20 protein-coding genes are annotated in these 23,574 nt (G+C 72.5%); 7 read left to right on the forward strand and 13 right to left on the reverse strand.

Features of this window, described 5'->3' with window-relative positions; translation table 11 throughout:
* Positions 1-41: 41 nt before the first annotated feature.
* Positions 42-806 (reverse strand): lytic polysaccharide monooxygenase, encoded by a 765-nt coding sequence (locus tag GA0070213_RS04840; RefSeq protein WP_091057875.1) that lies wholly within the window; start codon positions 804-806, stop codon positions 42-44.
* A 223-nt stretch (positions 807-1,029) separates the two neighbouring features.
* Between GA0070213_RS04840 and GA0070213_RS04845 the strand changes: the two genes are divergently transcribed.
* Positions 1,030-3,111 carry a cellulose binding domain-containing protein gene (locus tag GA0070213_RS04845; protein WP_091057879.1) on the forward strand — a complete coding sequence of 694 codons (2,082 nt, stop codon included), beginning with the start codon at positions 1,030-1,032 and terminating at the stop codon, positions 3,109-3,111.
* A gap of 7 nt (positions 3,112-3,118) precedes the next feature.
* Here the strand turns inward: GA0070213_RS04845 and GA0070213_RS04850 are convergent, their stop codons facing one another.
* Positions 3,119-3,970 (reverse strand): phosphatase PAP2 family protein, encoded by an 852-nt coding sequence (locus GA0070213_RS04850; protein ID WP_091057882.1) that lies wholly within the window; start codon positions 3,968-3,970, stop codon positions 3,119-3,121.
* A gap of 73 nt (positions 3,971-4,043) precedes the next feature.
* A complete protein-coding gene (locus GA0070213_RS04855; RefSeq protein WP_091057886.1) occupies positions 4,044-5,684 on the reverse strand; it encodes an MDR family MFS transporter in 1,641 nt (546 codons plus the stop codon).
* A 121-nt stretch (positions 5,685-5,805) separates the two neighbouring features.
* Between GA0070213_RS04855 and GA0070213_RS04860 the strand changes: the two genes are divergently transcribed.
* Complete coding sequence (locus tag GA0070213_RS04860; RefSeq protein WP_091057890.1) at positions 5,806-6,408, forward strand: TetR/AcrR family transcriptional regulator; 603 nt, start codon at positions 5,806-5,808, stop codon at positions 6,406-6,408.
* A 6-nt stretch (positions 6,409-6,414) separates the two neighbouring features.
* On the opposite strand, the gene GA0070213_RS04865 is transcribed toward GA0070213_RS04860, so the two are convergent.
* From GA0070213_RS04865 to GA0070213_RS04875, 3 genes are all read right to left on the reverse strand, one after another.
* On the reverse strand, positions 6,415-7,101 hold the full coding sequence (locus GA0070213_RS04865; RefSeq protein ID WP_091057894.1) for a class F sortase: 687 nt from the start codon (positions 7,099-7,101) through the stop codon (positions 6,415-6,417).
* Positions 7,102-7,104: 3 nt separating this feature from the next.
* Positions 7,105-7,890 carry a hypothetical protein gene (locus GA0070213_RS04870; protein ID WP_091057897.1) on the reverse strand — a complete coding sequence of 262 codons (786 nt, stop codon included), beginning with the start codon at positions 7,888-7,890 and terminating at the stop codon, positions 7,105-7,107.
* Between the two features lie 84 nt (positions 7,891-7,974).
* Positions 7,975-10,101: a serine/threonine-protein kinase gene (locus GA0070213_RS04875; RefSeq protein ID WP_175441202.1), complete on the reverse strand. Its 2,127-nt coding sequence runs from the start codon at positions 10,099-10,101 to the stop codon at positions 7,975-7,977.
* 91 nt (positions 10,102-10,192) lie between these two features.
* On the opposite strand from GA0070213_RS04875, the gene GA0070213_RS04880 reads away from it, so the two are divergent.
* From GA0070213_RS04880 to GA0070213_RS04890, 3 genes are all read left to right on the forward strand, one after another.
* Entirely contained in the window at positions 10,193-11,509 is a 1,317-nt protein-coding gene (locus tag GA0070213_RS04880) for a low temperature requirement protein A (RefSeq protein WP_091057903.1), read from the forward strand.
* A 47-nt stretch (positions 11,510-11,556) separates the two neighbouring features.
* Positions 11,557-12,618, forward strand: a complete 1,062-nt coding sequence (locus GA0070213_RS04885; RefSeq protein ID WP_091057907.1) for an SRPBCC domain-containing protein — start codon at positions 11,557-11,559, stop codon at positions 12,616-12,618.
* 226 nt (positions 12,619-12,844) lie between these two features.
* Positions 12,845-14,263: a non-reducing end alpha-L-arabinofuranosidase family hydrolase gene (locus GA0070213_RS04890; protein ID WP_091057912.1), complete on the forward strand. Its 1,419-nt coding sequence runs from the start codon at positions 12,845-12,847 to the stop codon at positions 14,261-14,263.
* Positions 14,264-14,386: 123 nt separating this feature from the next.
* On the opposite strand, the gene GA0070213_RS04895 is transcribed toward GA0070213_RS04890, so the two are convergent.
* From GA0070213_RS04895 to GA0070213_RS04920, 6 genes are all read right to left on the reverse strand, one after another.
* On the reverse strand, positions 14,387-15,952 hold the full coding sequence (locus GA0070213_RS04895) for a pectate lyase family protein (RefSeq protein WP_091057915.1): 1,566 nt from the start codon (positions 15,950-15,952) through the stop codon (positions 14,387-14,389).
* A 304-nt stretch (positions 15,953-16,256) separates the two neighbouring features.
* On the reverse strand, positions 16,257-17,888 hold the full coding sequence (gene xynC / locus GA0070213_RS04900) for a glucuronoarabinoxylan endo-1,4-beta-xylanase XynC (protein WP_245716265.1): 1,632 nt from the start codon (positions 17,886-17,888) through the stop codon (positions 16,257-16,259).
* Positions 17,889-18,222: 334 nt separating this feature from the next.
* Positions 18,223-19,080 (reverse strand): TauD/TfdA dioxygenase family protein, encoded by an 858-nt coding sequence (locus tag GA0070213_RS04905; RefSeq protein WP_091057922.1) that lies wholly within the window; start codon positions 19,078-19,080, stop codon positions 18,223-18,225.
* On the reverse strand, positions 19,077-19,838 hold the full coding sequence (locus GA0070213_RS04910) for an ABC transporter ATP-binding protein (RefSeq protein WP_091057925.1): 762 nt from the start codon (positions 19,836-19,838) through the stop codon (positions 19,077-19,079). Before GA0070213_RS04910 ends, GA0070213_RS04905 begins: the two co-directional genes overlap by 4 nt.
* Positions 19,825-20,853 carry a taurine ABC transporter substrate-binding protein gene (locus tag GA0070213_RS04915; RefSeq protein ID WP_091057928.1) on the reverse strand — a complete coding sequence of 343 codons (1,029 nt, stop codon included), beginning with the start codon at positions 20,851-20,853 and terminating at the stop codon, positions 19,825-19,827. Before GA0070213_RS04915 ends, GA0070213_RS04910 begins: the two co-directional genes overlap by 14 nt.
* A 17-nt stretch (positions 20,854-20,870) precedes the next feature.
* On the reverse strand, positions 20,871-21,728 hold the full coding sequence (locus tag GA0070213_RS04920; protein WP_091057932.1) for an ABC transporter permease: 858 nt from the start codon (positions 21,726-21,728) through the stop codon (positions 20,871-20,873).
* Positions 21,729-21,857: 129 nt separating this feature from the next.
* Between GA0070213_RS04920 and GA0070213_RS04925 the strand changes: the two genes are divergently transcribed.
* The gene (locus GA0070213_RS04925; RefSeq protein ID WP_091057934.1) at positions 21,858-22,202 is read left to right on the forward strand and encodes a PadR family transcriptional regulator; all 345 of its coding nucleotides are present in this window, start codon (positions 21,858-21,860) and stop codon (positions 22,200-22,202) included.
* Between the two features lie 10 nt (positions 22,203-22,212).
* Positions 22,213-22,578 carry a hypothetical protein gene (locus GA0070213_RS04930; RefSeq protein WP_091057938.1) on the forward strand — a complete coding sequence of 122 codons (366 nt, stop codon included), beginning with the start codon at positions 22,213-22,215 and terminating at the stop codon, positions 22,576-22,578.
* 179 nt (positions 22,579-22,757) lie between these two features.
* Here GA0070213_RS04930 and GA0070213_RS04935 read toward each other — a convergent pair whose 3' ends face one another.
* Positions 22,758-23,561 carry a CPBP family intramembrane glutamic endopeptidase gene (locus GA0070213_RS04935; protein WP_091057941.1) on the reverse strand — a complete coding sequence of 268 codons (804 nt, stop codon included), beginning with the start codon at positions 23,559-23,561 and terminating at the stop codon, positions 22,758-22,760.
* Positions 23,562-23,574: the final 13 nt, after the last annotated feature.

The following is a 23,574-nucleotide window of genomic DNA, read 5'->3' on the forward strand; positions in this document are numbered from 1 at the left end:
GCCGGGTGGATGGCGGTGGTGTTCCCGCCGCCGGGGAGCGGTCAGAGCTGCTGCCAGAGTGCCGGCACGTTCGGCGGCTCCCACCCGGCGATCGCGGTGTGCGCCTGGCGGCAGCGGTAGCTGCGACCGGCGTAGGTCACCGTGTCGCCCACCTGGTACGACCGGCCGGCGGTCCAGGTGCCACCCGGCGCGGGCGTGCCGGGCGGGGTGGACGAGCCGGTCGGGCTGGGCGACGGCGTGGCGGTGCGCGTGGGCGACGGGGTCGGCGTCGGAGTGGGGGTCGGGTTGCCGCCCCCGCCGCCGATCTGCAGGTCCACGCAGGAGTAGAACGCGTTCGCGGTGTCGGAGATGTTCCAGACCGCGAGCAGCTTCTGCCGGCCGGAGAAGCCGCCCAGGTCGACCGTGTGCGAGACGGTGGCGTCGGGCTGGCGGCCGCCGCCGTCGACGACCGCGACCCGGGTGGCGCCGATCCAGTACTCCCAGTTGGCGGTGGCGTGCCGGGCGGTGTTGACCCAGGTGAACGTCACCGTGCTGCCGACCGAGGTGGCCGGCCAGGTGCGGCTGTCGTCGTTGAGCACCGCGAACTGGGCGATGTTGGCGTTGCAGGTCTTCAGCCCCTTGGGTCCCTCGACGCTCTGCGGCTCGTACCTGATCTGCCCGCAGTCGGGCACCCGGTTCTGCGCGCAGAGCGCCTGGCGGCTGGGGGGCGAGGAGACGTAGCCGTGGGCCTGCGCGGGCGCGGCGAGCGCGAGGGTGGCGCCGACCGCGCCGGTGGTGAGCAGGGGCAGGGTGATTCTTCGACGCATGGTGGCAACTCCTTCAGGGGGAACGGAAGGTGCCACGAACATAAATTAAACCTTGTTAACAGTAAAGACTCCTATCTATAAATTAAGCCTTGAGCCGGCCGCGTCCCGCGTGGAATTCTGATCAGCACGCGGAGCCGATCGTCGTCCCAGGGCACCGGGGCCGGCAGGCATCCGGGAGGACGGCGGCACAGACCCGGGAACCCCGCCTCTCGAAGGAACCCCCATGAGGAGATCCCTGCCCCGCGCGCGCCGCTGGACCGCGTACGCGGCAAGCCTGCTGCTCGTCACCACCGCGCTCGCCACCGTCGAACCGACCGCCGCCGGCGCCGCCGCCGTCGACCCGGTCACGGTGACCGTGAACGCCCGCGCCGGGCTGGCCACCGTGCCGGACACCGCGCTCGGCGTCAACCACGCCATCTGGGACGCCAAGCTCGGCAGCCCCGAGACGTCCGACCTGCTCAAGGCCGCCGGCGTGCGGATGCTGCGCTACCCCGGCGGCTCCTACGCCGACATCTACCACTGGAAGACGCACACCGCGCCCGGCGGCTACGTCGCGCCGGACACCGACTTCGACACGTTCATGTCCGCCGCCCGCCGGGTCGGCGCCCAACCGATGATCATCGCGAACTACGGCACCGGGACGCCCGCCGAGGCCGCCGACTGGGTGCGCTACGCCAACGTCACCAAGGGCTACGGCGCGAAGTGGTGGACCGTCGGCAACGAGAACTACGGCAACGGCCACTACGGATCGGCCTGGGAGGCCGACGACCACCCGGACAAGAGCGCCACCCAGTACGCCAAGCTGGTCGTCGAGTACGCCGACGCGATGAAGGCGGTCGACCCGAACGTCAAGGTCGGCGCGGTGCTGACCATGCCCGGCAACTGGCCCGACGGGATCACCGCCGGCGCCGACCCCGGCCCGTGGAACCAGACGGTGCTCTCCCTGGCCGGGCCGAAGATCGACTTCGTGGACGTGCACTGGTACCCGGGCGGCAGCGCGGCCGAGTCGCTGACCCGTACCGACCAGCTGCCCGACGCCGCCTGGCTGCTGCGCCAGCAGATCTCCCGGTACGCCGGCCCGGACGCCGACCGGATCGGGATCAGCCTCACCGAGCTGAACGTCGACGCCGGCCGCACCACCCAGCCCGGCGCGCTGTTCCTCGCCGACGCCTACAGCGGCCTGCTGGAACAGGGCGTCTTCACGGTGCAGTGGTGGAACGTCCACAACGGCATCGGCACGGTCTCCGAGGTGGCCGGGCAGACCGACTACGGCGACTTCGGGCTGCTCTCCAGCGGCGGCTGCACCAGCGACGGTGACGTCTGCGAGCCGGCGTTCAACACGCCGTTCGCGCCCTACCACGCACTGTCCATGATGAACCTGTTCGCCCGCCCCGGCGACCAGTTCGTCCGGGCCGGCACCGACCAGCCGCTGGTCACCGCGCACGCGGTGCGCCGGCCGGACGGCGGCCTCGCGGTCCAGCTGCTCAACAAGGACCCGGACACCGCCTACCCGGTGACCGTCGACTACGCCGGCTTCACCCCGGCGGACGAGGCGCCGACCGTGCACACGCTGACCAACGGCGCGAGCGGCGTGAGCACCGGCCGCGCCGGCAGCGCGACCACCCGGACGCTGCCGCCGTACTCGTTGACCACGCTGGTGCTGCGACCGGCCGGCAGCTCCGCCGGACGGCCGACCGCGCCGGGGCGGCCGACCGCGAGCGCGGTGACCGACCGCGCGGCGACCATCTCCTGGCCGGCGGCGACCGCGGGCGCCGCGCCGATCGCCAAGTACGAGGTGTACCGGCAGTTCGGCGCGGTCAGCGAGCAGCTCGGTGAGACCGCCGGCACCTCGTTCACGGTGCGCAACCTGGAACCGGGCACCCGCTACACGGTCAACGTGATCGCCCGCGACACCGCCGGCCGGGTGTCCTGGTCGTCGCCGCCGCTGACGTTCGCCACCGGCAGCCCGGCCGACGCCGGCTGCGCGGTCCGCTTCCACGACGACACCGACTGGGGCAACGGGTACGTGGCGACCGTCGACGTGGTGAACACCGGCCCGGACGTGGTGGACGGCTGGACGCTCACCTGGACCTGGCCGACCGGCTGGCAGCAGGTGAGCAGCGGCTGGAACGCCACCTGGACGCAGACCGGCAGGGAGGTCCGGGTGACCCCGACCGCGGACAACCGCCGGCTCGCGGCCGACGGCGGGAGCACCAGCGTCGGCTTCGTCGGCGCGTACAGCGGGCCGAACGTGCCACCGGGGGTGTTCCGGCTCAACGGCACGGTCTGCACCGTCCGTTCCTGAGCCGGACCTAGCCCCGGCCGGGCGGCCGGAGCCGGGCGTCGGCCGCCGCCGGCACCTTCGCGGTCCGGCGGCGGCCGGCGCGGCGCGGCGGCGGCACCACGTGCGGGCGCGGCGGACAGACCACCGGTGGCGGCGGCGTCCGGACCGGGGGTACGGGTCGGGGCAGCGCGGCGAGGATCACCGCGAGCAGGACCGCGGCGACCACTCCGTCGAGCCAGTAGTGGTTGCCGGTGGCGACCACCACCACGGCGGTGACCAGCGGGTGCGCCAGCCAGAGCCAGCGCCACCGCCCGGCGGTGACCGCCACCAGGGCCAGCGCCACCGCCAGGGCCCAACCGACGTGCAGCGACGGCATGGCCGCGTACTGGTTGCTGAGCTGGTCGGCCTCCGGCGGCCCGTAGACGCTGGGGCCGAACCGGCGGCCGGTGTCCACCATGCCGGTGAGCGCGGTCAGGCGCGGCGGTGCGAGCGGGACGCAGACGTGCAGCACCAGCGCCGCGGCGGTCAGCACCGCCAGCGCCCGCCGCAGCCGCAGGTAGTCCTCCGGCCGGCGCAGGTAGAGCCAGACCAGGCAGAGCACGGTGGCCGGGAAGTGCACGTAGGCGTAGTAGCTGTTGGCCAGCCGCACCGGCAACTCGTGCGCGAGCAGGGGCGCCTGCAGCAGCGCCTCGTCGGGCAGGTGCAGCAGCCGTTCCCACCACCAGATCCGCTCGCCGTTGGCCAGCGCGGTGCCGGCCCGCCCGGCGATCAGCTGCCGGCCCGCCTTGTAGGCGAGGAAGAGCACGGCGACCAGCGCCAGTTCGCGGGCCGCCCGGCGCAGCGCGCCGGTCCGCGTCGACGCGGTCTTGGTGAGCTGCACGGCTCCTCCTTCGGTGCCTTCCGGCACGGACCAGGGCCGCCGCCGTGGTCGGCGACGGCCCTGGGGTACGGCCTCAGCGGCGGGCGTGTTCCTCCCGGCCGGCCTGGTCGGCACTCACCCCGTCGAACGCGGGCGCCCCGTCGACCGCGTCGGCGCCCACCGCCACCGAGCGACCGGTGTCCGGAAGATCGAGGCTGGAGCGAAGGGTAACCGGGCGCAGCAAGAGTGCCGCGACGACGCCGACCACCGCGATGGCGGCCGAGATGAGGAAGATGTGCCCGGTCGCGTCCCCGTAGGCGGCCCGGACGATCTGCCGCACCGGCTCGGGGAGCGCGTCGAGGTTCAACGTGCTGCTGCCGCCGCTGCCGGAGGTGGGGATGCCGGCCGCGGCGAGGTCGGTGGTGATCCGGTCGGTGACCCGGCGGGCCAGGACCGCGCCGAGCACCGACACGCCGATGGTGCCGCCGAGCGAGCGGAAGAACGCGACGCTGGCGCTGGCGGCGCCGATGTCCTTGAGCGCGACCGTGTTCTGCACTGCGAGCACCAGGTTCTGCATGGTCATGCCGACGCCCACCCCGACGACGAACATGGCCACCCCGACGATGACCAGGGAGGTCTCGTGGTCGATGGTGCCGAGCAGGGCGAAGCCGGCGACCAGCACGATCGAGCCGAACACGATGTACGGCTTGATCCTTCCGCTGGCGGTGATCATCCGGCCGGCGACGATCGAGGAGATCAGCACGCCGGCCATCATCGGGATGGTGAGCAGGCCGGCCTCGGTCGGGCTGTAGCCGCGGCCGATCTGGAAGTACTGGCCGAGGAAGACCGCACCGCCGAACATGGCCATGCCGACCGCGAGGCTGCCCAGGATGGCCAGCGCGGTGGTGCGCTGGCGGACGATCTCCAGCGGGACCACCGGCTCGGCGGCCCGCGACTCGACCCGGACGGCCAGCGCGAGCAGCAGCACCGCGCCACCGACCATGGCGGCGGTCTGCCAGGAGAGCCAGGCGAACGAGTCGTCGACGAAGGAGATCCAGATCAGCAGCACGCTGACCCCGGCGGCGATCAGCGCGGCGCCCAGGTAGTCGATCCTGACGTTCTGCCGGCGCACGGTGGGCAGGTTCAGCGTGAGCTGGAGCAGGAAGAGCGCGATGATCGCGACCGGCACGCCGACGAAGAAGCACCAGCGCCAGCCGAGCCAGGAGGTGTCGACGATGAGGCCGCCGAGCAGCGGGCCGCCGACCGTGGCGAGTGCCATGACGCCGCCCAGGTAGCCGTTGTAGCGGCCCCGCTCCCGGGGCGGGATCATGGCCGCGATGGCGACCTGGACCAGTGCCTGCAGGCCGCCGACGCCGATGCCCTGGAAGGCCCGGGCGGCGATGAGCTGGCCGGCGCTCTGCGCGAAGCCGGCCGCGACGGAGCCGACCAGGAAGACCACGATGGCCGCCTGGATCAGCAGCTTCTTGCTGAACAGGTCGGCGAGCTTGCCCCAGATCGGGGTGGTCGCCGTGGCGGTGAGCAGGGTGGCGGTGACCACCCAGGTGTACTGCGTCTGTGAGCCGTTGAGCGACCCGATGATCTTCGGCAGGGCGGTGGAGACGACGGTGCTGCTCAGCATGGCCACGAAGAGCACGAGCAGCAGCCCGCTGAGTGCCTCCAGCGTCTGCCGCCGGCTCATGGGCGCGGCCTCGGCCGTCGCGGTGGGTGCGCTCATCGCGCGTCCTCCAGGTGTGTCGGATAGGGCGGCCAGCTTGGTTGCCTCAAGCAATCATCAACAAATCTTGCCCAACAGGCAAGTTTGCCCACTGAGAAAAGGATCACGTACGCTGGCCGGCATGGACGAGTGCACCGGCCTGCGGGAGCGGAAGAAGGCGGCCACCCGCCTGGCGCTGCACGAGGCCGCCCTGCGCCTGGCCGTCGAGCACGGCCCCGACCGGGTCACCGTCGAGGCCATCGCCGATGCCGCCAACGTCTCCCGGCGCACGTTCTCCAACTACTTCTCCGGCAAGGAGGAGGCGCTCTTCCACGGCGACACCATGCGGTTGCGCCGGCTCCTGGAGCTGATCGCGGAGCAGCCCACCGAGCTGCCGCCCTGGACCGCGCTGACCCGGGCCGCCGTGCTCCAGGCCGACGAGAGCTACGACGACCCGGCCGAGCCCTGGCTGAACCGCCGCCGCCGGCTGCACGGCCATCCGAGCCTGGTCGCCCACCAGGTCGGCGCGTACGCGGCCATCGAGCGGGACCTGGCCGCGGAGATCGCCCGCCGGCTCACCGGACGCGACGTGCCGGTGCGCTCCCGGGTGCTGGCGGCCACGTTCCTGGCCACGCTCCGCGTCGCCGCCCAACAGTGGATCGAACACCCGGACGCGCCGCTGCGCGACGTGCTGCGCGACGTCCTGGCGCACGCCACCCCGACCGCCTCCGCCCACGCCGCCTGACGCCGGCTACCGGGCCGGCTCCGCCCGAGCCAGCCGCGCGTACACGATGACGTTGTCCCGGTAGCTGTCCCGCTTCCGGTCGAACTCGCCGCCGCAGGTGATCAGGCGCAGCGCCGCGTGGTCGGTCGGGCCGTAGACGTCGTCGCTGGGGAACCGGTCCTTCGGGTGCTGCTCGACCCGGGTGACCACGAACGTGGCGGTGCTGCCGTCGCGCCGCTCCACGCTCAGCGGCGTGTCCGGACGCAGCCGGGCCAGGTCGAAGAAGGAACCCTCGCGGCCCTTCCAGTTCACGTGCCCGGCCAGCACCGCCGGCCCGAGCGAGCCCGGCGTCGGCGCCCGGGTGAACCAGCCGACGTCGGTCGCGCTGTCCGGCACCTGCATCGCGCCGTCGGGGCGCAGTCCGAGCGGGACGATCGGCGCGTCCACCCGCAGGCTCGCGATGCGGATGCGCACCGGCGGGGACGAGGCCATCAACGGCCCGCTGGTCAGTTCCCCGGCCCGCCCGACGGGGCGCGGCGCCGGCGCCTGGCCGGACGCCGCCGGGCGCGCCACCTCGGGCGGGCCGTCGTCCGCGCGGGACACCGCCAGGCCGACGACGACCGCGGCGGCGAGGGTGAGCAGGCCGGCCCCCGCCGCGAGCGCGGCGCGCCGGCGGCGGGGGGCGGTGGCCGTACGGTCCTGCGGGTCGTCCACGGCTCAGCCCTGACGGCCGAGGCGACGCCGGGCGGCGACCAGGCCGAACGCGCCGAGCAACGCCAACCCACCCGCGACGTATCCGGCGACCGGGGTGGCCCCGGTGCTGCCGTCCCCGGTGGCCACCCCGCCGGCCGGCACGGAACCCGCCGCGGCGCCGCTGACCATGCCGCAGGTGGCCGGGTCGGTGGCCTCCTCCGGGATGCCGTTCACGCCGACCGACTTGGCGAACGTGGACTCGCCGAGCGCGTCCATGTCGTACCTGCCGTTGCGGTTGGCGTCGATGCCGTGCTGCACCAGGTGCAGGTCCTTGAGGTGGGCGATCGTGCCGGCCGGCAGGTCGGCGGCCGGGATGACCCGGTCGTAGCTCAGCTTGCCCTGGGCGTCCGCCTTGGGCATCCGGTCCACCGCCAGTCCACTGGCCCGGGTGGTGTCGCCGTTCGTGGTGAGTGAGATGAAGATGTCGCCGTACATCTTCAGGCCCTCCTCGGTGCTGACGTAGCCGTCGCCGTCGGCGTCGGCGGACTTGTCCGGGCAGTGGAAGTCCATGCCGTTGACGGCGCCGTGGATGTGCTGCGCGTGCGGGGAGTTCGGCGTCATCCCGGTGGAGGTGATCCGCACGCGCAGGTCCCCGCCGTCGGTCGCGGTCAAGGTGGCCGTGCCCGTGGCCCCGGTCTCGTTCAGGTCCAGCAGGGCCACCCGGACGCTCTCGTCGGCGTGCGCCACGCCGGGGAAGCCGAGTACGAGCGCCGCCGCCGGCAGCGCCAGCAGGGTTCGGGACAGTTTCACGGTTTCTCCTCGTCGCCGGTCCCGGCACCGGCGCCGGGACGTGTCAGGCATTCGGAGCGGCGCGGCGACCGGATGGGTGGCGGCTCACCCGGGGCGGCGGAAGCTCGCCAGCACCACCCGGTAGGCCTCCTGCTCCGCCGGCCAGCGGTCGTCGGCGGTCACCCAGACCAACCGGTGCCGGCTGGCCGCCCCGGCGCCGTTGGCGAGCAGGCGGCGGGCGTGCAGCCGGCCGTCGGGACCGTCCCAGGTGTACTCCCACTCGGCCGCGCCGCCGGGCCGGATCACCGGGCCGATGCTGAGCCGCTGGTAACCGGGCAGTCCGCCGGCCGCGCGCAGCCGCTCGGCCTCGCGTCGCCACAGCCCGCTCGGGTCCGCCGCCCGGCCACCCCCGACCCGCACCCCCAGCACCCGCGTACCGCTCGGGTCACGCAGGCAGACGACCGCGCCGTCGACGTCACGGGTCCAACCGGCCGGCAGGGCCACGGCGAACCCGGCCCGGTCCCGGTGCCACACCCACCCGGCCGGCAACCGGAGGCCGCCGGTGGGCGCGCGGCCGGCGGTCACCGGCACCGACGCGGACGGCCGGGTCAGGCAGGGCGCGCCCGCCGCCCCCGTCGCCACGCCCGCCCCGCCCCCGGTCGGCGTCGGACTCACGGCGACGGGCGTCGGGACTTGCGGTGCGGACCCGCTCGCGGTCGAGGTCGGGGTGGGCCCGGCCACCGTCGAGGCCGGGCCGCCCCCGGTGCCGTCGCGCCACTCACCGAGCGCGGTCCGCACGCCCGCGACCGCCACCCCGCCGGCCGCCGCCAGCGCCACCACCACCGTGGCCAGGGTGGCCGCCGACCGCCATCCGGTACGCCGGTCCGGCCCGCCGGCCGACACGCGCAGCGGCAGGACGTCGAGCTCGGGTGCGGACGGCCGGCGGACCTCGGGCCCCCCGCCCGGCAGCACCTGCGTCACGTCGCCGCCCGCCGGAGCCGGCGTCACCGCCCCGCCCCGCAGCACCTGGGTGACCTCCGATTCCGGCGGCAGCGACCGCATGACGTCCGCTGCCGCCAGCGCCTGCGTGACGTCCGCGGCCAGTAGCGCCTGGGTGACCTCCGCGCCGGACGGCAGCGACCGATCGTCCTCCGCCGCCGGCAGCGCCTGCGTCACGCCTCCGACCGGCAGCGACTGCGTCACCTCTGCGACCGGCAGCGCCTGCGTCACCTCTGCGACCGGCAGCGCCTGCGTCACCTCTGCGACCGGCAGCGACTGGGTGACCTCTCCGGCCGGCACCGGCCCTGGCTCGCCCGCGTCGAACTCGGGCGACCGCGACGGCTCGACGCCCGGCGTCCGGTCCGCCCCCTGGACGGGCCGGGACAGCGGGCGCAGCCGGCCGAGGCCACGGCGACCGTCCAGGCCGGCGACCCGGCGCAGCATCCGGGCCGCCTCCCCCGCGGTCAGCCGCTGCCGCTCGTCGCGGGCGAGCAGTCCGGCGACGACCGGCGCGAGCGGGCCGGCGCGGCGCATCCGGTCGGGTGGCTCGGTCGCCATGGCCGACAGCGTCGCCATCGTGCCGTCGCGCCGGTAGGGCGGCCGTCCCTCGACCGCGGTGTAGAGCGTGGCGCCCAGCGCCCACAGGTCGGTGCCGGGCGAGGAGACGCCCCGGCGGACCCGCTCCGGCGCCACGTACTGCGGGGTGGCCGTGATCCCCCACGACCGGCTCAGTGCCGCCGCACCCTCCACCGCCGCCACGCCGAAGTCGCCGAGCAGCGCCTGGCCGTCGGCGGTGACCAGCACGTTGCGCGGGGTCACGTCGCGGTGCAGGACGCCGACCCGGTGCGCCGCGCGCAGCGCCTCCACCAGCTCGACGCCGATGCGGGCCACCACCCGGGGCGGCAGCGGGCCGTCGTCGGTGACGATCCGGTGCAGCGACCGGGACGGGACGTACTGCATGACGATCCAGGGCCGGCCGTCGGCGGTGATGACGTCGTGCACGCGTACCACGTTGGGGTGGTCCAGGCGGGCGGCGGCCCGCGCCTCGCGCAGCGTGCTGTCGTGCAGTTCGGTGGTCTCCCGCGGCGAGGCGCCGGCCCGGGGCAGCACCTCCTTGACCGCGACGTCGCGGTCGAGCAACTCGTCGCGGGCGAGCCACACCCGCCCCATGCCGCCCTGGCCGACGCAGCGCACCAGCCGGTAGCGCCCCACACGCTCGAGATGGTCCGTCACACAGGTGATTCGGTGCCGCGCCGGCCGCGGATGGGTGGCCGGGCCCACCGATTCCGACCCGGCCTCTGAGCTGGGCTGACACACTCTTTCGGTGGGCGGCGACCGGTGGCGCAGGGGGCTCGGGCCCGCGACGGAGGTCGCCCCCGCCACGCGGGTGGACAAGTTCGAGATCTTCTTCGACCTCGTCTTCGTGGTGTCCTTCTTCATCATCACCCGGGCCACCGCGGCCGACGTGACCGTGCGGGAGCTGCTGCACGCGCTGCTGGTGCTCGCGGTGCTGTGGTGGTGCTGGGTGGTGCACAGCGCGGTGGCGGCGAGGCTGCGGCTGGGCGAGGGCTTCGTGCCGATCCTCATGGTGGTCGGCATGATCGCGCTGTTCACGTTCGCGCTGGCCCTGCCGCAGACCTTCGGCGACCTGGACAAGGGCACGGCCGGCCCGATCCTGGTCACGGTCAGCTACGTGGTGATCCGGATCGTGCACACGCTGCTCTACTGGTACGCCACCCGGGGCGACCCGCCGGCCCGGCGCAAGGTGTGGTTGTTCCTGCCCGAGGTGCTGCTCTCGACCTGCCTGCTGCTGGTGGCCGCGCTGCTGCCGTCGCACGTCGACCCGGACACCGGGCCGTGGCTGCGCGACGGGCTGTGGATCGCCGTGGTGGCGATCCAGTACAGCAGCGGCGTGCTGGCCGGCACCGACGGTTGGAAGATCACCTCCGCCGAACACTGGACCGAACGCTACGACCTGATCCTGATCATCGCGCTCGGCGAGTCGGTCATCTCGGTGGGTGTCGGCGGCAACCTGCTCGGCAAGCCGGTGACCTGGCCGGCCATCCCGGCGGCGGTCTGCGGGATCCTGTTCACCGCCGCGCTCTGGTGGGCGCACTTCGACATGATCGGACCGGCCGCCCGGATCGCGCTGCACGCCGCGAAGGGCCACCCGCGGGTGGCCATGGCCCGCGACGCGTACGCCTATCTCTACCTGCCGATGATCGCCGGGGTGATCCTGTTCGCGATCGGGGCCGAGGAGCTGATCCGCACCGTCACCGACCCGGTGGGCGGCGCGCTGGAGCGGGGCCACGGGCCGGCGGTGCCGTTGCTGTTCGTCGGCGTGATGGTCTACCTGGCCGCCAACATGGCGTTCCAGTGGCGCACCCTGCGGACGCTCTCGTGGACCCGGGTCGGCACCCTGCTCGCGCTGGCGGTGGCGCTGCCGTTCGGCCGGCACCTGCCGGCGCTCGGCGCGCTCGCTCTGGTCACCGTCATCTGCGTGACGCTGGTCGCGGTCGAGCTGGTGGTCTTCGCGGACTCGCGCGCCGCGCTGCGACGGGTGGTGCACCAGGAGCGGGTCAGCGCCGAGGAGAGCGAGGCCGCCTGGCGGGCGCGGTGGCACGACGGCGAGTCGGAGTGACCCGCCCACGACGGCCGGCCGGGCGACGCGACCCTTAGAGTCTCCGCGTGATCGAGATCGCCACCGAGGTCGACCTGTTCCATCCGCCCGCCCGCATCTGGCAGGCGTTGACCGAGCGGGCGCTGCTGGCCAAGTGGTTCGTCGACAGCACGCCGCAGGACGACCGTTGGGTGCTGGCGACCGCGGCGCTGCCCGGCTACGACGCCGACACCGAGGTCGAGGTGGTCGAGCTGCGCGCCCCGCGGCGACTGGTGGTGCGGTGCCGGGAAGCCGGCCGGGCCACCCGGCTGGCCTGCGATCTGATCCCCACGGCGCACGGCGCACGGCTCTCCGTGCGTGAGGTCCTGGAGGAGGGCGACTGGGACGCGGACGCCCGCGCCGAGCAGCAGGAACGGGCGCTGACCGGACGGCTGCCGGCGATCCTCGACTGGCTGGCCTTCCAGGAGGTGGACCTGCGCCGCGCCGAGGGCAGCCTGACCGCGGAACTGCCGGTGGTCGGCCCGCGCGGGCCCGGACGCGGCCGGTCCCGCCGCCGGATCCTGCTGGCGGTCGGCGCGGTGACGGTGCTCGGGGTCGCCACCGGCGCGACGCTGTGGGCGACCCGGGACACGTCGCCGGGCCCGGCCGGGCCGCCACCGTCCGCGCCGCCGCTGGTCATGCCCGCCACCTCCGCCGCGTCACCGCGGCCCACGACCGCCCGGCCGACGCCGAGCCCCAGCCGGCGCAGCGCCTCACCCTCGCCGTCACCGTCCCGCTCCCCCAGCCGTACGCCGAGCCCGCCGCCGTCACCGGCCGCCGTGCCGCTGACCGCGACCTACCGGACGGTCACCGACCGGGTGTTCGGCTACCGGGGCGAGGTGCTGCTGCGCAACCCCGGCCCGACGGCCCGTCCGGGGTGGACGGTTACCGTGACGATCGGCGACGGCGCGACCATGAGCTCGGTCAACGGGGCCGAGGCGGCGCAGGACGGCTCGGTGCTCACGTTCACCGGCGACGCGCTGCCCGCCAACGGGTCGGCCACCATCCGGTTCGACGTCCGCGACCCGGACCCTCTGCACGACGCTCCGGAGTCGTGCAGCGCCGACGGCACCCCCTGCGCCACTTCCTGACCCACCCCCGTCCCACCCCCACCTCATCGATCATGAAGTTGGCGGTACCCGCTGTCGCTTTCGTCCACCGACAACTTCATGATCGGCGCAGGCGAGCGAGGGTTGGGGATTTCTCTTGTTGAGTGGGTGGGAGCGCTCCCGTAACATGCCTGATGCGGCTGTTAACGCTCACAACACAATCACTTCAGCGAATGCGTGAGCCGCCACCACCACAGGAGGAAGCGTTATGCCTAGATCTAGGGCCGCCAATGTCGGTCTGGCATCGGCCGGCGCGGTGCTGCTGGCCACCACGGGAGTCGTCGCCGCGCTGCCGGCCGGCGCCGCGGCGGCCGGCTGTTCGGTGAAATACACCGTCTCGTCGCAGTGGGGCGGCGGCTTCGGCGCCGAGGTCGCCATCACCAACCTCGGCGACGCCCTGTCGAGCTGGACCCTGACCTGGAACTACGGCGCCGGCCAGACCGTCACCCAGGCCTGGAACGCCACCGTCACCCAGAGCGGCGCCGCCGTCACCGCCAAGAACGTCAGCTACAACGGGTCGATCCCCACCAACGGCACCACCTCGTTCGGCTTCAACGGCGCCTGGACCAGCAGCAACCCCGCCCCCACCAGCTTCACCCTCAACGGGGTCACCTGCACCGGCGGCACCACCCCGACCACGCCGCCGACCAGCTCGCCCACCACGTCACCGACGAACTCGCCCACCCCGCCACCGACGACCACGCCCCCGCCGACCGGCACGTGCAGCCTGCCGTCGTCCTACCGGTGGTCGTCGACCGGCGCGCTGGCGCAGCCGAAGTCGGGCTGGGTGTCGCTGAAGGACTTCACCGTCGCGCCCTACAACGGCAAGCACCTGGTCTACGCCACCACGCACAACACCGGCACGTCCTGGGGCTCGATGAACTTCAGCCCGTTCACCAACTGGTCGGAGATGGCCTCGGCCAGCCAGAACACCATGAACCAGGGCACCGTCGCGCCCACGCTGTTCTACTTCGCCCCGCGCAACATCTGGGTCCTCACCTACCAGTGGGGCGCCACCGCGTTCTCCTACAAGACCTCCACCGACCCGACCAACCCCAACGGCTGGTCGTCCGCGCAGCCGCTGTTCACCGGCAGCATCTCCGGCTCCGGCACCGGCCCGATCGACCAGACCGTCATCGCCGACGACCAGAACATGTACCTCTTCTTCGCCGGTGACAACGGCAAGATCTACCGGGCCAGCATGCCGATCGGGAACTTCCCCGGCAGCTTCGGCTCGAACTACACCACCATCATGAGCGACAGCACGAACAACCTCTTCGAGGCCGTGCAGGTCTACAAGCTCCAGGGCCAGACCCGCTACCTCATGATCGTCGAGGCCATCGGCGCCCAGGGCCGCTACTTCCGCTCCTTCACCGCCACCAGCCTCGGCGGCACCTGGACCCCCAACGCCGCCACCGAGAGCAACCCGTTCGCCGGCAAGGCCAACAGCGGCGCCACCTGGACCAACGACATCAGCCACGGCGAGCTCATCCGCACCACCGCCGACCAGACCTTCACCGTCGACCCCTGCAACCTCCAGCTGCTCTACCAGGGCCGCTCTCCCAACTCCGGCGGCGACTACGGCCTGCTGCCCTACCGCCCCGGCCTGCTCACCCTTCAACGCTGACGGCGCAGCCGCAGAACGTCAGCAGGTCCGAGCACATCGTCACCGGCGCGCTCACCCTCTGACGCAGGGACGCGCGAGGGCGGGGGCGGCCGAAACGGCCGCCCCCGCCCCCTTCTTCGCCGATCAGCCGGCGTACGTCTCGAACTCGCCCACCTTCGGCGTACCGTTCGAGCTGTTGATCTTGAAGTTGATCTTCTTCAGGGACGTGGCGGCGAAGCTGGTGGAGCCCGCGCCGCTCCCGGAGGCCAGCACCGCCCCGGTGTCGTTGTCGATGAGCTGCCAGGACCCGATCGAGCCCTGGGTGCCGGACGGCTCGCGGATGACCACCCGCGACACGGTGGTGGCCGAGCCCCACTTGATCGAGATGGTGCCGGTGGACCCGGACGGTGACCACCAGGTGCCCAGGCTGCCGTCGCGCACGTTGCCGTAGCTGGTGCCGTCGGCCTTGCTGGTGCCGTCGGCGCCGGCGCCGGCGGCGAGGCTCAGGTTGCTCCCGCTCGGCGGCGGCGGGCTGGTGGTCGTCGGCGGCGGGGTGGTCGGTGCGGGCGTGGTCGGCGCCGGCGTGGTGGGCGCCGGTGACTGCGGCGTGCAGTTGCCGTTCGACACCTTCAGGCCGGTGTTGGCGCCGGCCGTCTGCCGGACGATGTCCGGCACGCAGCTCGCCCCGTCCAGCCGGTAGGAGTAGGGGATGCCGACCGTGGTGGTGGACGTCGGGTTCGGCCCGGCCGGGTAGTTCTCGTTGCCCGGGGCCGACCAGGTCACATTGTCGAAGATGTTGCCGCCGACCTGCCAGGTGCCGCGCTCGTTGGTGTAGAACGTGCCGAGCACGTCCTTGGAGTTGCGGAAGTAGTTGTTCTCCACCTTGGCCCGGGCGCCGGCGCGGGAGTTGATGCCGGACTCGTGCAGACCCGAGTAGTGGTTGTTGTACATGTGGGCGACGCCGCCGCGCAGCAACGGCGTGCGGGAGTCGATGTTCTCGTAGAGGTTGTGGTCGAACGTGATGAAGCTGTTCGACCGGTCGCTCTCACTGGAGCCGATCAGACCGCCACGACCGGAGTTGCGCAGGATGCTGTAGGACAACGTCACGTACTGCGTGTCGTCCTTCATGTCGAACAGGCCGTCGAAGCCCTCCGCCTCCCCGCCCGACGCCTCCAGCGTGACGTGGTCCACCCAGATGTTGCGGACCGTGCTCTCCATGCCGATGGCGTCGCCGCCGTTGGAGGTGGGCGAGCCCGACTTCTTCACGTTCCGCACGGTCACGTTCTGGACGATGATGTTGCGCGAGTCGCGGATGTGGATGCCGAGCTGGTCGAAGACCGCGCCGCCGCCCACCCCGACGATGGTGACGTTGCTGATCTGCTTCAGCTCGATCACGCCGGCAGCGGTGTTGCAGCTCGGCCCGGACACCTTGGCGGTGTTGCCGTGGTTGATGGTTCCGGAGACCTCGATGGTGATCGGGGTGCTGCTGCTGGCCCGGTTGCACAGCGCGGTGTGGATCGCGGTGCCGGTGGTGGCGCGTACCGTCTGCCCGCCCGCGCCGCCGGTGGTCCCGCCGTTCTGGCTCGCGTAGCCGGTGGCGGTCCCGGCCGCCGCCGACGCCTGCGGGGTCGGCATGGCCACGGCGACCGCGACCCCCACCACCGCCGTGGCCACCGTGGCCTGAAGTCGCAGTGCGACTGGTCGTCTCATTGACGCCTCGATTCGTTTTCGCGCACGCCGGATCACCGGCCGTCGCCGAACGGGAAAAAGTGAAGTGCCGCGACGCGATCAGGCGCGCCGCCGGCGGCGTTCATCCATTCGCGGTGCCCGGACCGCAAACGAAACATCGATGTGACGCAATCGTAAGAAAGCGCTTTCGCCCGGGGCAAGAGCTGGCGTTTGCAGGTTTTTTGCAACCGGTGGACACCGAGCAGGGTGCGGCCCCTCCGTCACCGGAAGGGCCGCACCCTGCTCTGGTCGATCTCCACCGTGGAGTGGGCCTGCGTCGTAACGGTCAGACCACCGTGCAGGCGACGCCGTTCAGGGTGAAGGCCGTCGGCTCAGCGGTGCTGCCGCTGGTGTTGGCCTGGAAGCCGATGTTGATGGTGGCCCCGGGGGCGATCGCGGCGTTGTAGTCGACGTTGCGGGCGTTCACCTGGCCGCTGGACGGCGAGTAGGTGGCGCCCCAGCCCGAGGTGATCGACTGGCCCGAGGGCAGGTTGAAGGCCAACGTCCAGCCGTTGATCGCCGAGGTGCCGGTGTTGGTGATGTCGATGCTCGCCGTGAAGCCGGAGCCCCAGGAGTTCATCGTGTAGGCGACCCGGGGACCCGTGCCTCCACCCGGGGTCGGGGTGACGGTGGGCGTGGGGGTCGGCGTCGGGGTCGGGCTGGGCGGCGGGGCGCCGTTCACGCTTGTCACGAAGGTCATGATGCTTCGGGCCGGCAGGGTGACGGTGAGGGAGCCGTTCGACATGGTGAGCGCGCCCTGGGGCGCGACCGTCCGGCTCGCGTCGGTCAGCCAGTTCGCGACGCTGCCGGAAGCGGTGGCGCCGGACAGGGTGAACTGCTGGCTGACCGAGGAGGTGTTCTTGTTGACGGCGACGATGACGACGGTGTCGCCGCCCCGGTACGCCGAGACGTAGACGTTCGACGCCGGGTTCGCCGTCGCGTCGATCCGGGTGTAGCCCGGCCGGACGAACCGGGCGAAGTGCGCCATCATGGCACCACGCTTGCTGACCTGGCCGTCCTCCCGCATGGGGCCGTAACTGCGCCGCAGATACCACCAGACGTACGCCTGGAACTCGGCGTCCACCATGGCGCGGTGGATGTGCTCGCCCACGTCGAGCGCCTCGGGCCAGGCATCGCCCGAGTTGGTGTTGCTGTTCGGGTAGTAGACCTCGGTCATCCACAGCTCTTTGCCCGCACCCTTCTGCTTGAAGAGGGGGTACGGGAAGTTCGCGTACGACGTCCCGTAGAGGTGGGCCCCGATGATGTCCACGTTGGCCAGCGCCGTGGGGTCGTTGAGAATCGGGTCGGACATGGACTTCACGTACTGGAACGACTCGGGCGCCATGACCCGGGTGCTGATCGAGCCGGCGTTCTCCCGCAGGAACCTGACCATCTCGGCGGAGGTCCACCACGTCCAGTCGTGTGCGTAGTCGGGCTCGTTCTGCACGGAGATGCTGTACAGGGACACGCCGTTGTTACGCAGGTACGTGGTGAAGTCGTTGAGGTGCTGCGCATAGGCGGCGTACGAGCTGTAGCGGAGCCGCTTCGCGTTGGTCTGGCTGCCGCGGGTGAAGGTCTCGATCATGCTGGCGGGCGGGTTCCACGGCGAGGCGAAGACGGTCACCCCGAGCTCGGCCGCGCGCTTCGCCGTCGCGAGGTCACGGCCGAAGTCAGCCGAGCTCTCGCCGACGGGAATCCGCAGGATGGAGAAGCCCAGCCGACCCTCGCCGGTGCCGAACGCCGTCTCCCGCTGGGCGGCCGTCAGGTCGCCGATCCAGGCCGCGTGGGTCATGGCGCCGTAGCCCTTGATCGTCTGCCGCTGCGCCGAAAGGTTGACGGTCGCCGGCGCGGCCGAGGCTCCCGTGGCTCCCAGCAGCGTGGTCGCCGCCGCCGAGACCGGCACGGCTCCCATCGTCATCAGGACGGTTCTCCGGCTCAGCAATCGCCGCCGGCCGCTGACCGGCCCGTTCTGGTCGTGCGTCATTCTGCGTCCTCCTGGCTGGTGGTGGTGATACGCGCGTGCCCCGGTCCGGTCCGGACCGGTCGGCACCGCCCCTCCAGCGTCGCCCTGGGGACTGCCCGCGACCCCGGCGTCAATGACCCGTCGGCCCTCATCGACTGACGCCGCTGTTAGCGCTAACAGCTGGTTAGTTTAGATTCCGGCGCAAGTCGGGTCAAGCACGGGCGGCCCACCAGGCAGGCGGCCGGCTGATCACCCATTCCCGGTGCGGCGGGCCGGCCGGCGGCGGGTCTCAGCCCTCCGACCGGGCACCCGTCGGCCCGACCGGCAGGTCGCCGCGCAGCGTGATCCTGTGCATCACCCGGCGCGCGTCGCCGTAGTCGCGGTTCGCGTAGTGCGCGGTGCTCCGGTTGTCCCACATCGCCACGTCACCGGGGCGCCACCGGTGCCGCACGAGGTGCTCCGGCTTCGTCAGGTGCGCGTAGAGCAGGTCCAGGACGGCCCGGCTCTCATGGTCGGACACGCCGACGATGTGCGAGGTGAAGCCGGGGTTGACGAAGATGCCCTTGCGACCGGTCTCCGGGTGCACCCGCACCACCGGGTGCTCCACCGGGGTCAGCCGGGTCACCACCTCGCCGTCCCACGCGTTGCCCCGGCCGCCGCGCCGCTGGGCCAGGTAGTAGCCGAACTCGCGGTTGCCGTCGTGCACCGCCACCAGCTCGTCGGCGAGCCGGCGCACCGGCGCGGCCAGCGAGTCGTAGGCCAGTTGGGCGTCGGCCCAGTTGGTGTCGCCGCCGGTGGGTGGCAGCGTCACCGCGCGCAGGATCGAGCCGAGCGGTGGCCGCTTCATGAACGTCACGTCGGTGTGCCACACGTCGGCGAAGCCGTTGTCGGCGCTGTCCAGCTCGTACACCTCGGGGTGGGCGTCGTCGACGCCGGCGACGACCGGGTGCGAGACGGTGAGTTCACCGATGCGGCGGCCGAGCGCCACCTGGCCGTCGTCGTCGAGGATCTGGTCGCGGAAGAACAGCACCTTGCGGTCGACGAGCGCGGCGCGGATCTCGACGATCTCCTCGTCGGTGACGGTGGCCAGGTCGACGCCGTGCACGACGGCGCCGAAGTGCGGGCCGAGCGGTTCCAGTTCCTTCATCGGACTACCTCCGGGGTGCGGACGGCGGCGCCGAGCTGGGCACGCAGCGCGGCGAACTCGGGCCGGCCGCGCAGCTCGTCCGGGGCGACCCCGGCGCGCGGCAGGTCGATGGGCAGGTCGAGGGCGATGCGGCCGGGCCGCGGGGTGAGCACCACGACGCGGCTGCCGAGGAAGACGGCCTCGTCGACGCTGTGGGTGACGAAGACACAGGTACGCCCGGACTCGGCGCTGACCCGGCGCAGGTCCTCCTGGAGCCGCTCCCGGGTGAGCGCGTCCAGGGCGGCGAACGGCTCGTCGAGCAGCAACAGCGGGTTGTCGACGGCGAGGGCGCGGGCGATCGCGACGCGCTGCTGCTGGCCACCGGAGATCTGCCAGATGCGGCGCCGGGCGACGTCGCGCAGGCCGACACGTGCGAGCAGTTCCTCGACCCGGTCGGCGGTTGCCGGCACGCCGGCGTACCGCAGGGCCAGCGCGACGTTGCCGCCGACGGTCTTCCACGGGAAGAGGCGAGGTTGTTGGAACACCAGGCCGGCGCCGCGGCCGGGGACGGGAGTGCCTCCGGCGGTGTGGACGGTGCCGGCGGACGGATGCTCGAAGCCGGCGATCAGCCGCAGCAGCGTGGTCTTGCCGCAGCCGGACGCGCCGACCAGCACGAGGAACTCCCCCGCCGGCACGGTGAGGCTGACCGGCCCCACCGCCGGCACGTCGCCGTAGTGGTGCTCGACCCCGTCGAGCACCACGGCGTCAGCCGAGGACATCGGGCAGGCCCTTGACGTAGATGGCCTTCTGCACGTCGGTGAGCGCCGGCACCGCGTCGATCTTCTGCTGGTCCTTGAGGAACTGCGCGGCGCCGACCAGGTTGTCGGCGAGCTTGCCGACCTTGCCCTCGGTGCCGAGCCACTCCGGCGAGGCGAGGTCGGCCGGCTTGAGGAAGACACCCTGCGACAGCTGGAACTGCGCCTCCCGCGGGCTGAGGTTGAGCTCGGCGCCGACCGACCTCGCCGCCGACGCGGGGTCGGAGGCGATGAGGTCGAGCGCCTGGGCCTCGGCCTTGCGCCAGGCGTCGACCGCGTCGGGGTGCGCGTCGGCGAACGCGCCGGAGACGACGCCCAGGTCCAGCGTGGGCTTGCCGGCGGTGGCGAGCTGGCGGCTGCTGATCAGCACCCGGCCGGTCTTCTTGATCTCGGCGAGCGAGGGCAGCCAGGTGTACGCGGCGTCGATGTCACCGCGGCCCCAGGCCGCCTGGATGTCCTGCGGCTCCAGGTCGACGACGGTCACCTCGGACTCCTTCACCCCGGCCTGGGCGAGCGCGGCGAGCAGGCTGTAGTGCGAGGTGGAGGCGAACGGGGTGGCGACCTTCCTGCCGCGCAGCCCCGCCACCCCGGTGATGCCGGTGCCGTTGCGGGCCACCAGCGCCTCGTTGTCGCCGGCCACGTCGAGCACGAACGCGACCCGGTAGGGGATGTTCAGCGGCGCGGAGAGCCCGCGGGCCACCGGGCTGGAGCCGATCGCGGCGATGTCCACGCTCCTCGCCACGAACGCGGTGTTGATGTCGGCGCCGGAGTCGAACTTCGTCCAGGTGATCCGGTAGTCCGGCAGCGCCTTCTCCAACAGGCCCTGGTTCTTGACGATCAGGTCGCCGCTGGGGAACGCCTGGTAGGCGATCCGGATGGCTTTCCTCTCCGGGTTCGCGCCGCCGCTCGCGGCGCCGTCGCCGCAACCCGCGACGGCGGCGAGGAGGAGCACGGTGAGGCCGGTCAGGAGCTTCTTCACGGGCGGTTGTCCTTTGTCTAGGCGCGGCCGCGCCACGGGATCAGCCGGTGTTCGGCGGTCCGCAGCAGGGCGTCGATGAGCAGGCCGGAGAGGCCGATGGCGAACAGTCCGAGCACGACCACGTCGGTCTGGGAGTAGCGCTGGGCGTCGCGGACCATGCCGCCGATGCCCGGTACGCCGTTGATGGTCTCGGCGGCGACCACCGAGGAGTACGCGACGCCGACCGCGATCCGGACGCCGGTGAAGATCTCCGGCAACGCGTTCGGCAGCACCACGTCGCGGACCACCGCCCACCGGCCGGCGCCGAGCGCCCGGGCGGCCTCGACCAACCCGGCGGGCGCGGCGTGCACGGCGGTGGCGGTCGCCACCGCCACCGGCGGCAGCGCGGCGATCGACAGCAGCCACAGCTTGGGTGTCTCGTCGATGCCGAACCAGATGATGAACAGGCTGAAGTAGGCCAGCGGCGGCAACGCCCGGACGAACGTCACCACCGGCTCGGTGACCACCCGGATCCAGCCGACGGTGCCCATCACGACGCCGACGACGAGGCCACCCGCCACGCCGATCGCCGAGCCGATGAGGATGCGCCGCAGGCTCACGCCGAGGTGTTCGATCAGCAGGTGTCCGCTGTAGCCACGGAGGCCGTCGTGGGTGGTGGAGGTGAGGACGAGTTGGCGCCAGACGGCCTCAGGCGGCGGGATGAACGTGGGGTTGCGGGTGACGCGCGCGGCGATCTCCCACAGCGCGTACAGCACGAGCAGCGCCACCAGACGCAGCGCGAGCCGTCGGCGTCGGCCGCCGCGCGGCGCGAGGGCCGTGCGGGACGTCGCGGCGCCGGGGGCTACGGCCGGCGGTGCGGACAGCGTCGTGGTCACAGGATCACTCCAGGAAAGAGCGGTTTCGCTATTTCCTACTTGACCTATGGGATTAGGTCAATAACCGTCCCGCCCGACGGGCGCAGCGATCGATGTCGACATCGTGGGCTACCTAGCTAGACTGCGTACATGCCGGCGAACGCTCCCCGCCTCACCCCGCAGACGACGCAGCTGCTCGCGCTTCTGCTCGCCACTCCGACGGAGCCCCGGTACGGTCGCGACCTCGCCCGCGAGACCGGGCTCAAGACGGGCACCGTGCATCCGATCCTGGCCCGACTGGAGCTGGCGGGGTGGATCGACAGCTTCTGGGAGGACCCGGCCGAGCACGAGGACCAGGGACGGCCGCGACGCCGGTACTACCGGCTGACCGACGACGGCGAACGGGCCGCTCGCGCGGCTCTCGCGGACACCGCCCGTCAGAGCGCCCGGACGCCGGCCACGAACCTCAGGACGCAGCCCGGCTATCAGTGGTAGGAGCACCGCAATGCGCCGAACCCGTTCCGAGCACGACGTGCCGTATCGCACCGCGGTCCAGATCAGTCTCGCCATCGTGGACGAGGATCCACGGTCGCTGCGGGAACGGCGGTTGGAGATGGGGCACAGCGCCATCTTCGGTCGGTACACCGCTCCCGATCGGAGCCTCGCCGCCATCAGATGGGGCGAGCGAGGCCTCGGCTGCGCGGCGGCGCTACTCCCGCCGCATGCGCGGCACCGATATGTGGAGGAATGGCGGGACGGCCTCCAGGCGGTCCTCCGCGAGCAGGGGTCTCGCCGCCGGTGGGCCGACGAGCTGGTGCAGTGCCTGCGGGCCTTGGTGTCCCTGGCGATCATGTTCCGCCTCCGGCAGTGAACTGCCTCTAGCTAGGTAGACACGGCTCCGCTAGCTAGCTAGAGTTGGTGTTCAACGGGGGGTGGCACCGAGCGCGGATGCCGCCGCAGGTTGGGGTTGCGCACGGATGAGGGCCGGCCACCGCGTCGATCGATCAGAACAGCCAGGTCCGAGAAGGACGACGACGCGACGACCGGCCCTCAGCGCGCGGCCGTCCCTCCCGGGGAACGGAACACGCTCGATCGGAGCAGCGGCACGCAGACCAGCGCCAGCGCCACGTCGACGCAGATCAGGTTGCGCACCGTCGACAGCTCACCGAACAACTGCTCGGTGAGCAGCCCCATCACCATGTTGTTGCCGGCGTGCGCCAGGCTGGTCACCCACACCGAGCCGGTCCGGGCGTAGAGCCAGCACAGCATCACCTGGAAGAGCACGAACATCACGGTCCACAGCGCCATGCTCACGGTGTGGTCGTCGAACTCGGCGTAGCCGAGGAAGGCCAGCGGGTAGTGCCACACCGCCCAGACGAGCCCGGTCGCGACCACCGAGGCGCGGGGGCGACCGGGCACCAGGCGCGGCCAGAGGAAGCTGGTCCAGCCGAACTCCTCGCCCCAGTAGAGCGGCGTCGACACCAGTTGCAGGACCAGCAGGAACGCGACGCCGCCGGGCCCGCCGGCCGGGGACAGGTCCGGTCGCCACCAGCCGAGCGCGGCGGCGCAGCCCAGGGCCAGGAAGGTGACCGCGAGCGGCGCGAACCAGGCGAGCAGCCAGTGCGGCCACGCGCCGCGCAGCCGAAGCCGCAGGCCCGCGTCGGCGAACCCCTCCCGGGTCACCCACCGCCGCACCACCACCGCGCCGAGCGCGGGCATCATCGCCACCGGCAGTTGGACCAGCGGATTCACCAACGACCAGCCCATCACCCACCGGGCGAGGAAGAGGTACGGCCACGTCCCGCCGAACGCGACCACCAGGAAGACGACGATTCCGCGTACCCGAAGTGACATGCCCCGAGCTGAT

The sequence above is a fragment of the Micromonospora humi genome, assembly GCF_900090105.1.
In the GTDB taxonomy this organism is placed as follows: domain Bacteria; phylum Actinomycetota; class Actinomycetes; order Mycobacteriales; family Micromonosporaceae; genus Micromonospora; species Micromonospora humi.